Raw genomic sequence first — 12,387 nt, 5'->3', positions numbered from 1 at the left:
TGATCGGACGCCCACAGGGAGCCCGTTAGTGCTTGATGGAGGCAGCCCGTTCCGAGTGGTTGGAGAGATCCGCGGCGCGGGCTTCGGCGTAGGCAGCGGCTCCGAGCAAAGCGCAGGTGTCGTCAAGGATGATGCGCACGGGGATGGACTGAAGCAGCGGTGAGAGACGCCCCTTGTCGAGAAAAGCCTGAATGAAGTCGCCGTTCTGAAGTGTCTGGATGATCTTGGGAGCAATGCCTCCGCCAAGATAGATGCCACCCATGGCGAGTACCTTGAGGGCAATATTGCCCGCCTCTGCGCCATAAATCGCGCTGAAGGTTCTCATCGTCTCGAAGCAGATCGAGCTGGAGCCGTCCTGCGCGCACTCACCGATGACGGCATTGGGATCTTCGGCGGCGAGACGGTCGCGGAGCCACTGCGGCTCCTGCAATTTCTCAACATCGCGAAGGTAAGAGTAGATGTTGTGAACGCCGGGGCCGGAGAGGACACGCTCATAACTCACATGACCTTTGAGTGTGCTGCGGAGATATTGCAGAAGAGCTACTTCACGGTCGGTGCGTGGGGCGAAGTCGCAGTGGCCGCCCTCGCTGGCGATGGGGCGATGGTGCTTGCCGTCCCAGATCAGAAGCGCCTCGCCCAGTCCGGTACCCGCAGAGATGAGTCCACGATGGCCGACGGCAGCGGTATTGGCGGCGTGCAGCGTGTAGATCTTGTCCGGCGTGAGTTCGAGGATGCCGTAGCCATTGGCTTCAAGATCATTGATGAGGAAGATGTGCTCGATGTCGAGCGACTTCTGAAGCTCGTGAACATCGAGCACCCAGGGAAGGTTAGTGAGCTTGAGGCGTCCTCCGCGAACGGGACCGGGGCAGCCGAAGCAGGCAGCGGCAATCTGGCTGCGAGCGCCTTGATCCGTGCCGAGAAACTGTTCGACGACGGCGTCGAGCGACGTGAACTCGTGGGCGGGAAACTTCTGATCGCGGATGGAGTGCAGCTTGCCATCCTGAAAGTCGTAAAGCGCAAGATGAATCTTGGTGCCGCCTACGTCGCCCGCGAGGATCATTTATTTAAGCTCCAACGTACCTGTCGCCCCTGAGTTTTCTGGTACAGGAAGCTTAGATGCCGCAGCCGGGTCGAGCAAGAAGGTAAGACGCCCACTCGCAGGACGAATAATCTGCGAAGGATAAGTCTCGGGCTGATACGGTCCGAGCAGAACATCGTGAAGGACCTGCGCCTTGGCCGCGCCTTCGATCAGGAACGCCACTTCCCTACCCTGATTAATGACGGGCCACGTGAGGGTAATGCGCCAGGTGTCCTTCTGCGGGACATGATTGGCCGTAACGATATCGGTGAGATCGTTGAGCGCTTCGGTATGAGGGAAGAGCGAGGCGGTATGGCCGTCGTCGCCCATGCCGAGCAGGACGAGATCGAAGGTTGGTGTCTCAGCACCTTCGAGCTTGAAGGAGTTGCGAATGGTGGACTCGTAACGAGCGGCTGCGACAGCAGGATCCAGCTCGCCTTCCATGCGATGAATGTGCTCGGGCGCGAGAGGAACCTTTGAGAGCAGCGCCTCATTCGTCATGCGGTAGTTGGAGTCGGCATCCGTGGGAGGAACCGAGCGCTCGTCGACCCAGTAGAGATCGAGCTTGTCCCACGGAACCTGCTTGAGAAAAGGCTGAGCAGGATCGGCGAGCAGAGCAAACATCGCCTTGGGAGTGGTGCCGCCGGAGATGGCAATGCGGGCGAGGCCTCGGGCTTGAACGGCTGCAACGGCAGTATCGGCGAAAAGTTGGGCAGCGGCCTGAGCTACAGCAGCAGGAGTAGGTGAGATGCGGTAGGTAATGGTGACTGGTCGCGGCATCCGGTTTGCGCCTCTTGTCAAAATATTCGGACGGCTTTAGACGATAAAAAACATCAACCCAAAGCCGCCCTACTTGATATTAAGTTGATGGCGGAACCAAAGTCCCGCCATCAAAGAACAAAGTTCAGCTTGTAAAAGCCGAGTTTACAGTTTGCGCCACTTGCGGCCCTCTACTTCGAGCAGAGCATCAGCAGCCGTGGGGCCCCAGCTTCCGGCAGCGTAGTTGGGGAAGTCCTTGACCGGCTTCTCCGCCCATGCCTTGAGGATCGGCGTGATAAGCGCCCAGGTGGCTTCGACTCCGTCGCGATGGGCGAAGAGCGTACCATCGCCCAGCATGGCATCGAGCAGCAGACGCTCGTAGCCATTGGCAGAGGACTTGCCGAACGACTCGGCGTAGCTGAAGTCCATGTTGACGGGGCTGATGTTCATGCCCTGCCCAGGGACCTTCGCGCCGAAGCGGAGGGTGATGCCCTCGTCAGGCTGAATCCGCATGGAGATGATGTTCGGCTCCACGTTGCCCTTGCTGCCGTCCTTGCCCTTGAAGAGCAGCAGCGGCGGCTGCTTGAACTGGACAGTGATCTCCGTGACGCGCTTGGCAAGACGCTTGCCGGCACGAATGTAGAAGGGAACACCAGCCCAACGCCAGTTCTCGATCTCCAGCCGAAGAGCCGCATAGGTCTCCGTCTGCGAGCGAGGATGAACGCGATCTTCCTGACGGTAGCCGACGACAGGCTTGCCATCGACAGTGCCCGGGCCATACTGACCACGGACGGTATCCGCCGGATGGATCGGCTGAATGGCGCGCCACACCTTCACCTTCTCGGCACGAACAGCGGATGCCTCGAAGGAGACAGGCGGCTCCATGGTGACGAAGCTGAGCAGCTCCATGACGTGATTCTGCACCACGTCGCGAAGTGCACCGGCTGTCTCATAGAAAGGCCCACGGCCTTCGATGCCAATGGACTCGGCAGCGGTGATCTCGACGTGATCGATGTAGTTACGGTTCCAAACGTTCTCGAAGATGCCGTTGGCGAAACGGAAGACGAGGATGTTCTGAACCGTCTCTTTACCGAGATAGTGATCGATACGGAAGATCTGATCTTCGTGGAAGACCTTGTTCACTTCGTCGTTCAGCGCCCTGGCGGATTCTAGATCGTGGCCGAACGGCTTCTCGATGATGGTGCGGACCCAGTTCTGCTTGCCGTTCGCTCCCCCACCTTTACAAGGCTTGGACATGCCGTGTTGACCGAGGAAGTTGATGATGTCCGAGAAGTACTCCGGCGCCGTGGCGAGATAGAAGAGGCGATTGCCGCAGGTGCCGAACTTCTTGTCGATCTTGCCCAGCAGCTTGTCGAGAGCCTCGTAACCGGAAGCATCATCGAAGTTCATCGCATGGTATTGGATCTTCTCGACGAAGGGAGCCAGCTTGGGATCGGACTCTTCGACACCGCCGCCAGCGATGATGCCTTCCTTCATGTCCGCAGCGAAAGAATCCTCGAGCGGCCGACGAGCAACGCCAACCACCGCGAAGTCCTTGGGAAGCAGGTTGGCCTGCTCAAGGTGATAGAGCGCAGGCAGCAGCTTACGCTTGGTAAGGTCACCCGATGCGCCGAAGATCACGACGACGCAGGGGTCCGGCGTACTCTCAGGCTGCGGGCTGACGTTAGTGACCGCTGGAGTGACGTGGGGTTCAGTTGACATATCAATTACCTCTCGTGCTTGGTTAGGGCTTGTTGATGGCTTCGATTTCTCTGGTGGCTTAGCTCTTTTTGACATCGTGGCCACCAAAGGCGCCGCGCATGATCGAGATCATTCGATCGGTGAAGTTGTTCTCTTCGCGCGAGCGGAGACGGCGAATCAGCGACTCGGTGATGACCGGCGCAGAGATGTTCAGGTCGATCGCTTCCGTAACAGTCCAGCGGCCTTCGCCGGAGTCAGGCACCCATGCTTCGAGGCCGTCGAGGGTGGGGTTCTTGTCGAGCGCCGCAGCGGTGAGGTCGAGCAGCCACGAGCGGACAACCGAGCCCTTCTGCCAGATGTGCGCGATCTGGGTAAGGTCGAGATTGAGGGGCTCCTTGGCCTTCATAATCGAGAACCCTTCGGCAAAAGCCTGCATGAGGCCGTACTCGATGCCGTTGTGGACCATCTTGACGAAGTGGCCCGCACCGGAGGGCCCAACGTGTCCCCAACCTTCTGTGGGCGAAGGCGCGAGCGCCTGGAAGATGGGGGTAAGGCGTTCGACGGGAGCCTTGTCGCCACCGATCATGAGGCTGTAGCCCTCTTTCAGTCCCCATACGCCGCCCGAGGTTCCACAGTCGACGAACTCGAAACCCTTGGCAGTCACTTCGTCATGACGGCGCTGCGTGTTCTTGTAGTTCGAATTACCGCCGTCGATAATGGTGTCGCCCTTTTCCATCAGAGGCTCGAGCTGGGCGATGGTCTGGTCAACGGGGTCGCCCGCGGGAACCATGATCCAGATGGCACGAGGCGCGGAGAGGTTCTTGACCAGCTCTTCAACCGAGTTGACGCCGAGATTGCCCGTGGCGGTCAGCTTGGCAGTGGCTTCTTTGCTGAAGTCAAAGCCGACGACCTTGTGACCGGCGAGGCGGAGACGCTCCGCCATGTTGAAGCCCATCTTGCCGAGTCCGATAATTCCCAGTTCCATGATGTAGTTCCTTTCGTTGCTAAACGGCGATGCCGTGTTGAGTAAGTGAAGCGCGAAGTTGCGCGGGTAATTCAAAGTGAATGGCATTCATGCCAAAGCTACGGGCGGCGATGCAGTTCTCCTGCTTGTCGTCGATAAACAGCGACGTCTCAGGAGGAAGGCCGGAGATATCGATGGCCGCGCGGTAGATATCGGGGAGAGGCTTCATCTCGTGGACGTAGCCCGAGCAGATGAAGTAGTCGAAATAGGGGCGAAGTTGGAAGGTGTCGAGGCGGTAGGCGTTCAGCTCTTTCGACTCATTGTTAATAGTGGCGAGACGATATTGGCCGGAGTTCTTGAGAGCGGCGAGGATGTCAAAACACTCATGATGGAGAACTTTGCTCTCACTACACACAAGAGGCCAAAGCTGCTCGAAGGTGAGATTAAGATCGGGGTTGGTTTCAAGGACAGTCTGCGCGAAGAAGTCCTCGGCGCTGATGAGGCCGCGCTCCCAGTAGTAGTTCACTTCGTCGTGAACCGCTTCATAGGCCGCGAGATCGACACCGAGTGCAGCGAGAACGCGACCACGCTGCCTGCTGTCCCAGCCGTTGGCAAGCAGAACTCCGCCGATGTCCCAGAAGATCGTCTTAATGGGAGTGAGACTCACTCGCCCTCCGGGAAATCTGCGCCGAGAGAAGTGGATTGCCAGGCATCAAGCTCACTCTTCCACTGATCGAGCTTGCCCCTCATGCGTTGGAGAGCCAGCGCGCCGAGGACAAGGTGCAGAGGCGGCTGAGGAGACTCGGCTGCCTGAATGATGGCGTGGACAGCACGGAGCGGATCGCCCGGCTGCTTCCCTGCCTGGTCGTGAAAATACTGGCGGGTCTTTCCGGCGGTAGCGTCGTAGTCGGCGATGCGCTCTTTGGCTTCGACACCGGAACGCCCAAGAAAGTCGGTGCGGAAAGGGCCGGGCTCGACGATGGTGACATGAACGCCCAGAGGAGCAAGCTCAGCAGCAAGCGCTTCAGAGAATCCTTCGACCGCAAACTTGCTTGCGTTGTAATAGCCCCAACCGGCTGACCCGATCAGACCGCCAATCGAAGAGAGGTTCACGATGTTGCCGCTACGCTGGGTGCGAAAGTGCGGAAGGAAGGCGCGAGTCACGCGTATCAGGCCGAAGACATTGGTCTCGAAGACCGGCGTGAACTCTTCTTCGGTGGCCTCTTCGATGCCGCCAGCGAGACCGTAGCCCGCATTGTTGACAAGCACATCGACAGGACCGAAAGTGGTGAGCGTCTGAGCAACGATGGAAAGGATCTGTGCAGGGTCGGTAACGTCGAGAGCAAAGACTTTGGCCTTGCCGGGATGCTTCTCTTCAAGGTCGGCTATCGAATCCAGCTTGCGGGCGGTAGCAACAACCTTGCCTCCAGCCTTCAGAACTTCTTCAGCAAGAAGGCGACCGAAGCCGGTAGAAGCTCCGGTGATGAACCATGTGCGGGATGTAGTAACGTTTGCCATGTATTTCAGATGCGTTTGCGCGGCCTTTCGGCTCGACGCTCCGCGCAGTTTGCGTCAGGCCAATATGAAAATCCGCCTCGATTATGAAGCGAGCGTGGTTCCCGCGGCCTCGGGCATGTAGGTCTTTTCAATCGCTTTAACCTTGTTGAGGCGACGCACAAAGCGAGGCTCCGAAGCGATGAAATTCGCTTTGAGATAAGCATCGACGCACTCGTAAGCAAGCGCCGAGCCGATGATGCGCGCGCCCAGCACAAGCACATTCATCTCGTCATGTTCGACACCCTGATGCGCAGAGTAGGTGTCGTGGCACATACCGGCACGAACGCCCGGCATCTTGTTGGCGGCGACGCAGACGCCAACGCCCGAGCCGCAGATGAGGATGCCGCGCTCCACCGTACCGGCCATCAGCGCTTTGCCGACGAGCAGGGCAAAGTCAGGATAGTCGGAAGGCTCAGTGTTATACGCGCCGAGGTCCTCGACCTCATGGCCGAGCTTGCGAACGTGGTCGCGGACTTCTTCTTTCAGAGGAAAGCCGGCGTGATCGGAGGCGATAGCGATTTTCATGATTTGAACTACCTCAGGTTTCCGTAATGTGGTGTGGATCGAGGCCAAACAGGCGGACAAAAGCTGGTCATACGACAACAGAATGGAACCGCTAGGAGTAATCCTGTTCCAGCTCCCAGTCCTCTTCCGGGGGGACGCTGTCTTCGTAGGTCGGCTGCAAAGAAGTAAAACGCTCTTCCTTAGGCGACTCGTCGTTTCGACGCACCATCTCGCGTTCGCTGCTGACCATAACTCTCTCCGAAGAAGCCTTGTGCTGCCGCAAGAAAAGGCGGAGCCCGATGGCCCCGCCCCTGATTCCCTGCTTACTTCTTGACCAGCTTCTTTGCCTGCGCAACAACGTTTGCAACGCTGAAGCCGAACTTCTCCATCACAATCGGCCCGGGAGCGGATGCTCCGAAGTGGTCAATTCCGATGACCGCTCCATTGTGGCCGACATACTTGTACCAGCCCATGGTAGCTCCGGCTTCGACTGCCAGCTTGGGAGTGTTCTCCGGCAGCAGGCTGGCCTTGTAGGCGTCCGTCTGCTCGTCGTAGACCTTGAAGCTGGGCATGGAGACGACCGAGGCGTTGATGCCCGCGGCCTTCAGTTCTTCCGCAGCCTTAAGGATCAGCGAAACCTCCGACCCGGTGGCGATCAGGATGATGTCCTTGCCGCTGTTATCGAGCGCGTAGGCACCCTTCTTCACGCCTTCATGCACCTTGTACTTCTCGTTGTCGAGGACGGGAAGGTCCTGACGCGAGAGAGCCATGAAGCTGGCGCTCTTGCGTTCGAGGGCAAGCTGCCAGCAGGCAGCAGTCTCGTTCGCGTCCGCTGGGCGGAAGTCGGTGAACTGCGGAATGGCGCGGAGGGCCATCAGGTGCTCGACCGGCTGGTGGGTGGGGCCGTCTTCGCCAAGACCGACAGAGTCATGAGTGAAGACAAAAAGCGAATGCACGGACATCAGCGCAGCCAGGCGAAGTGCTGGGCGAGCGTAGTCCGAGAACACGAAGAAGGTGGAGCCGAAAGGAATAAGACCGCCGTGGGCAGCCATACCGTTGACCATGGCGCACATGCCAAACTCGCGTACGCCGAAGAAGACGTTGCGGCCCTTGGGATCGACGTGGAAGCTGGGCGAGTCCTTGAAGATGGTCTTGGTGGAAGCGGTAAGGTCAGCCGCACCGCCAAAGAGCTCGGGGACGACACTCTCGATGGCATTCATAACGATCTGGCCAGCGTTACGCGTGGCAACCGGCTTGTCGGTCGGGAAGACCGGGATCTTCTTCGACAGGTCCTTCGACAGCTCGCCCTTGACGACGCGCTCGAACTCGCCTGCTGGCTCTGGATACGCCTTCTTGTACTCCGCAAAGTCGGCGCTCCAGGCTTCGTGGGCCTTCTTGCCGCGAGCCTTCGCCTTGTCCCAGTTGTCACGGGCCTCTGCGGGAACATAGAAGGTCTTGTCTTCGGGCCAGCCGAGGTTCTTCTTGGTCTCCTTAACTGCTTCTACGCCGAGCGCTTCGCCGTGAACCTTGCTGGTACCGGCCTTGGGGCTGCCATAGCCGATGACGGTGCGAACGCGAATGAGCGAGGGGCGGGTGGTCTCGGCCTTGGCTGCGGCGATGGCGGCTTCAAGGGCGACGAGGTCGTTGCCGTCGTGGACCATCTGAACATGCCAGTGATAGGCCTCGAAACGCAGCGTAACGTCTTCGGTGTAGCTAAGTTCGGTGGGTCCGTCGAGCGAGATGAGGTTGTCATCATAGAGGACGATCAGCTTGCCCAGGTTCAGCGTTCCGGCCAGCGACGCCGTCTCGTGCGAGATGCCTTCCATCAGGTCGCCGTCGCCGCAGAGGACATAGGTGTGATGGTCGATGACCTTGCGCTCGTCGCGGTTATAGACGGCTGCGAGATGCTTCTCAGCCGTGGCCATGCCGATCGCCATGCCAAAACCCTGACCAAGCGGGCCCGTGGTCACTTCAACGCCCGGCGCCTCGCCGTACTCCGGATGGCCGGGGGTGTGCGAACCCCACTGGCGGAACTGCTCGAGCTGCGAGATAGGCAGGTCATATCCAGCGAGGTGGAGCGCACCATAAAGCAGGGCCGAGGCATGGCCGTTGGAGAGGACGAAGCGGTCGCGGTCGATCCACTTGGGGTCCGCGGGATCGTGCTTCATGATCTTGTGGTAGAGCAGATAGGCGATGGGCGCGCAGCCGAGAGGAGCGCCGGGGTGGCCGGAGTTCGCTTTTTGAACGGCATCGACGGCGAGGAAGCGGAGGGCGTTGATGGAGAGCTGATCTAACGCATGTTGCTTATCGGACTGCTGCTGGTCGCTCATTCTTTTCCTTTTTCTTATGTGAAGAGTCGCGGCGCGGGGCGGCGAATCTGCTGTTCAATGATTTTGGTCGTTCAATAACAGTGTAGCAAGCTGTACTGGGGCCTTGCACCTCTTCGAGATTTACTGGCTCGAAGAGGGCGGAATGATCGTGACTTCGATGTTTTTGCCGAGCCAGCGGTCGGGCTGGCTTGAATCCTGGCTCTGGTTGGGCCAGCAAAGCGTGAAAATGATCTTTCCATCCTGTTTCGAGGTTGTCGGAATATCGGCAAAATAGCCGATCCGGCCCATGCTATGGGCATCGATGTGATTGACAGTGATCCAGTTATCGAAGGTATAGACGATCCGGAACCGGCCCCGGTCGACCACCCGAAGGCTAAACCCGGCGGGGAGAAACGAGATGGGCCGTGCGATCTGGAAGATCTCGACCTTGTTCGTGAAGGAACGCTTCGCGGCAGGAACAGCATAGCGCTCTTCGACAACCGAGATGCGGTCGAAGACTTTTTTGTCCGTCACGGAACGGAGCAGCTTGATGTACTCCGAATGCGCCCAGACCAGCGGCTGGGCGGAGCCAGCGGACTTGCCGAAGTACATCCCTTCCGAGGGCAGGTCGGCATAGTCCCATACCTGTTCGGGCAACATGCCTCCAATGGAGCTGAACTTCTCAAAAGCTGAGATCAGGGGAGTAACCGAGCCACCGGCGGCAAGCTCGTAGTGGGCACGCTCCCCGGTCAGCAGAGGCCACGCACGGCCCTGTCCCCAACCATCGTAAGGGCCGCCGTCTTTCTTCTGGCCGTAGCCATCGTGGTTGTAGCGTCGCCAGCAGACGCCGGAGGGCGTGTCGCGCTTCAAGATGGCATCGACTACCTTGAGCGAATCGACGATCAGCGGATCGTCGGCGCGGCGAATGCCATAACGAACGAGTTCGAGAAATCCGCCGTCGATGATCTCGCGGGCCTCGAAGTCCTGCTTCTCATCCGGCGCGCGGTTGGCGATATGGATGTGGCCGGGAGCCACTTGATCGTTGTAGAAGGGCTCGCCGGGAGCAGGCGGATTGATCCGCATGTAGTGATACTTGATCTCCGGGCAGAGGACGCCTTCCGTGGTCGTCGTCCACTCATCCAGATGGGCTTCAATCCAGTCGGCGTAGTTCTCAAGAAAGACGGCAAGCTCTTCTGAGTCCTTGGCACGGGCGATATCAGCGGCGCAGATAAGGCCGGAGATCACCGCCGCCAAAGTCGAGGGAGAGTACCCGGCGGTCTCTTCCCAGCGCTCCTGCTGCGTCACCGGGGCATAGCAGACGAGGAAGGCAGCGGCGCGCTCAACCAGAGGAAAGATGTCGAAGTTGCCGAGGCCCTTCTCCTTCCACAGACGCCACGCCAGAATGATGGGAAAGGCGACCTCGTCGAGCTGGATGCCGGACCAGTAGGGAACGCCGTCAACCCAGAAGTTTTGGGCGAAGCTGCCGTCGGTGCGCTGCGTACAGGCAAGATAGACCAGCGCTCGCAGCGCAGCCTCTGTATCTCCGCAGGCGAGCAGAGCAGTAGCGGACTGCACCATATCGCGGGTCCAGACCAGATGGTAGCCGCCGAGGTCGGAGTCGCCCTTGGACGCTCCCCAAGGAATCGAGGCCGAGGCGATAAAGGCGCCGGAGTAGGTCTTGTCCTCGTGGGTGAGGATGACATTGTGGCTGATATTGGCCAGCCTTCCGCCGTCGGTCGACGAGGCGGCGATCAGCTTCGGCGAATCGACACGGAGCCATTGCTCGATAAAGCGCTCACAGTGGGCGCGGTACGGCGTGGCAAGGGTCTGCATCATGCAGGCCAGAGCAGCGTGGTGCCCATCGCCAAGCCCGATCACAACGGTGAACTCACGATTGTGGGCAAGATCGATCTCGCCCATGATGGCGATATTGCCGTCGAGCGCCTGGCCGAACTGCCAGCTCATCGTCATATCGGTGGCGAGGTCCTGAAAGCCATCGCTGGAGCCGACATACCCGCAGGAAGAGCGGGTGAACCCGCAACTGACTCCCAGGGCCAGTGAGATATTGTTCTTCCACGCCAGCAGGCAGCGCTGGCCCGCGACCTCGATGGAGCGAGCGGAGTTTCCCGCGCCGCCGCCGTCGAGATGGGGCGCCAGCAGAACATAGCACTTAACGCGCGAGAGCAACTCCTCATCGCCGGTGACTCGCACATGCATCAGGACTGAGGAACGATGCGGGTCGCTGATGAACTGCTTGGTAACGGTGTAGCGCTCCTTGGGGTCCGTAGCGACGACGCGGACGGCGGGAGCATTGGGGTGGATGTAATGCAGATCGTAGTGAATGTCGCGCTTCTCTTCGTGCAGGAAGGTCTCGCCATCGGTGAAGATCAGCTCCATGTCGCGAGTCTGCGGACGATCGATCGTAGGATAGTAAATCTCGTTGAGGATGCCGTGCGAAAGGGTGAACCAGACGCGGCTCGACGCGGAATACGCAGTGGAAACTGCATCTTTCTGGCTGGAAGTCCAGCGGGGTTCGAGACCGGGAGCGCCGAACGCTGGCCCCTGATCGTCGAGCCAGCGGTAGGCGGCTGCGAGATCGCTCATTGCACTATTAGACTCTAAAAATCCGCTAAACGGTTCTGATCCAACGGTGAATAAGAGATGAATGCCAGAGGTGCGCTATGATTCGAGGGTCGAGCGGATTTGCCGATGGCATCGAAAGATGTCTGCGCGGCATCCAACCAGAATGAACCGCCAGTGTGTGACCGAGCCTGGCCCAAACAAAAAGCGACAGGAGAATGACCGTGGCCTACGAACTACCCCCTTTGCCCTATGACTATGCGGCGCTTGAGCCCACCATCGACGAAGCGACGATGAAGCTGCACCATGACAAGCACCATCAGGCGTATGTGACCAACCTGAACGGCGCTGTCGAAAAGCACCCCGAGCTTGGCACGAAATCCCCCGAAGATCTATTGAAGGACCTTGCCAGCGTGCCCGACGATGTACGCAAGGTAGTGCAGAACAACGGCGGCGGCCACGTCAACCACACCATGTTCTGGCAGATCATGCAGCCCAAGGGCGGCGGCGAGCCCACCGGCGAGATTGCAGCCCAGATCAAGGCCGACTTCGGCTCGTTCGAAGACTTTAAGAAGCAGTTCAACGAGGCGACCGCCAAGCAGTTCGGCTCCGGCTGGGGCTGGCTGATCTTCGAAGGCGGCAAGCTGAAGGTCGTCACCACCGCTAATCAGGACAACCCCATTTCGCAGGGCCACTACCCGATTCTGGGCAACGATGTCTGGGAGCACGCCTACTATCTGAAGTATCAGAACAAGCGCCCCGACTACCTCGCCGCATGGTGGAACACCGTGAACTGGGACGAGATCAATAAGCGTTTCGCAACGGCGAAGAAGTAAACTCGCCTCAGCAAGAGTAAAAGGGCTGCCTTCGGGCGGCCCTTTTGCGTCTTCCGGTGCACGCTGTCCGTATCGTCATACAGATCCTTAAACCAAACA

At 59.2% G+C, this 12,387-nt stretch carries 11 protein-coding genes; 1 reads left to right on the top strand and 10 read right to left on the bottom strand.

Annotation, left to right across the window (positions count from 1 at the left end):
• Positions 1-25: 25 nt before the first annotated feature.
• The 10 genes from glk to GSQ81_RS16820 all read right to left on the bottom strand — a co-directional run bounded on the left by glk (position 26) and on the right by GSQ81_RS16820 (position 11,476).
• Positions 26-1,060: a glucokinase gene (glk, locus tag GSQ81_RS16865; RefSeq protein WP_158911799.1), complete on the bottom strand. Its 1,035-nt coding sequence runs from the start codon at positions 1,058-1,060 to the stop codon at positions 26-28.
• A complete protein-coding gene (pgl, locus tag GSQ81_RS16860; RefSeq protein WP_158911798.1) occupies positions 1,061-1,858 on the bottom strand; it encodes a 6-phosphogluconolactonase in 798 nt (265 codons plus the stop codon). It lies immediately after the preceding gene.
• Positions 1,859-2,002: 144 nt separating this feature from the next.
• On the bottom strand, positions 2,003-3,559 hold the full coding sequence (zwf, locus tag GSQ81_RS16855; RefSeq protein ID WP_158911797.1) for a glucose-6-phosphate dehydrogenase: 1,557 nt from the start codon (positions 3,557-3,559) through the stop codon (positions 2,003-2,005).
• Between the two features lie 58 nt (positions 3,560-3,617).
• The gene (gnd, locus tag GSQ81_RS16850; protein WP_158911796.1) at positions 3,618-4,523 is read right to left on the bottom strand and encodes a phosphogluconate dehydrogenase (NAD(+)-dependent, decarboxylating); all 906 of its coding nucleotides are present in this window, start codon (positions 4,521-4,523) and stop codon (positions 3,618-3,620) included.
• 19 nt (positions 4,524-4,542) lie between these two features.
• On the bottom strand, positions 4,543-5,169 hold the full coding sequence (locus tag GSQ81_RS16845; protein ID WP_158911795.1) for an HAD family hydrolase: 627 nt from the start codon (positions 5,167-5,169) through the stop codon (positions 4,543-4,545).
• Positions 5,166-6,020, bottom strand: a complete 855-nt coding sequence (locus GSQ81_RS16840) for an oxidoreductase (RefSeq protein ID WP_158911794.1) — start codon at positions 6,018-6,020, stop codon at positions 5,166-5,168. Before GSQ81_RS16840 ends, GSQ81_RS16845 begins: the two co-directional genes overlap by 4 nt.
• 81 nt (positions 6,021-6,101) lie before the next feature.
• Positions 6,102-6,584, bottom strand: coding sequence for a ribose 5-phosphate isomerase B (gene rpiB / locus GSQ81_RS16835; protein ID WP_158911793.1), 483 nt, complete (start codon positions 6,582-6,584; stop codon positions 6,102-6,104).
• A gap of 91 nt (positions 6,585-6,675) precedes the next feature.
• The gene (locus GSQ81_RS16830; RefSeq protein WP_158911792.1) at positions 6,676-6,813 is read right to left on the bottom strand and encodes a hypothetical protein; all 138 of its coding nucleotides are present in this window, start codon (positions 6,811-6,813) and stop codon (positions 6,676-6,678) included.
• Positions 6,814-6,886: 73 nt separating this feature from the next.
• Positions 6,887-8,893, bottom strand: coding sequence for a transketolase (gene tkt / locus GSQ81_RS16825; RefSeq protein WP_158911791.1), 2,007 nt, complete (start codon positions 8,891-8,893; stop codon positions 6,887-6,889).
• 120 nt (positions 8,894-9,013) lie between these two features.
• Positions 9,014-11,476, bottom strand: coding sequence for a glycoside hydrolase family 15 protein (locus tag GSQ81_RS16820; RefSeq protein ID WP_158911790.1), 2,463 nt, complete (start codon positions 11,474-11,476; stop codon positions 9,014-9,016).
• A gap of 200 nt (positions 11,477-11,676) precedes the next feature.
• Here GSQ81_RS16820 and GSQ81_RS16815 point away from each other — a divergent pair, with 200 nt between their 5' ends.
• Positions 11,677-12,288 (top strand): superoxide dismutase, encoded by a 612-nt coding sequence (locus GSQ81_RS16815; RefSeq protein WP_216846458.1) that lies wholly within the window; start codon positions 11,677-11,679, stop codon positions 12,286-12,288.
• Positions 12,289-12,387: the final 99 nt, after the last annotated feature.

The sequence above is a fragment of the Granulicella sp. L56 genome (genome assembly GCF_009765835.1).
Classification (GTDB): Bacteria; Acidobacteriota; Terriglobia; order Terriglobales; family Acidobacteriaceae; genus Edaphobacter.
This window is presented reverse-complemented; position numbering and strand designations above follow the sequence as displayed.

What these genes read in the sequence shown, in the direction of transcription:
- glk (WP_158911799.1), bottom strand. Translation starts at nt 1,060, where the DNA reads ATGATCCTCGCGGGCGACGTAGGCGGCACCAAGATTCATCTTGCGCTT.
- pgl (WP_158911798.1), bottom strand. Translation starts at nt 1,858, where the DNA reads ATGCCGCGACCAGTCACCATTACCTACCGCATCTCACCTACTCCTGCT.
- zwf (WP_158911797.1), bottom strand. Translation starts at nt 3,559, where the DNA reads ATGTCAACTGAACCCCACGTCACTCCAGCGGTCACTAACGTCAGCCCG.
- gnd (WP_158911796.1), bottom strand. Translation starts at nt 4,523, where the DNA reads ATGGAACTGGGAATTATCGGACTCGGCAAGATGGGCTTCAACATGGCG.
- GSQ81_RS16840 (WP_158911794.1), bottom strand. Translation starts at nt 6,020, where the DNA reads ATGGCAAACGTTACTACATCCCGCACATGGTTCATCACCGGAGCTTCT.
- rpiB (WP_158911793.1), bottom strand. Translation starts at nt 6,584, where the DNA reads ATGAAAATCGCTATCGCCTCCGATCACGCCGGCTTTCCTCTGAAAGAA.
- GSQ81_RS16830 (WP_158911792.1), bottom strand. Translation starts at nt 6,813, where the DNA reads ATGGTCAGCAGCGAACGCGAGATGGTGCGTCGAAACGACGAGTCGCCT.
- tkt (WP_158911791.1), bottom strand. Translation starts at nt 8,893, where the DNA reads ATGAGCGACCAGCAGCAGTCCGATAAGCAACATGCGTTAGATCAGCTC.
- GSQ81_RS16820 (WP_158911790.1), bottom strand. Translation starts at nt 11,476, where the DNA reads ATGAGCGATCTCGCAGCCGCCTACCGCTGGCTCGACGATCAGGGGCCA.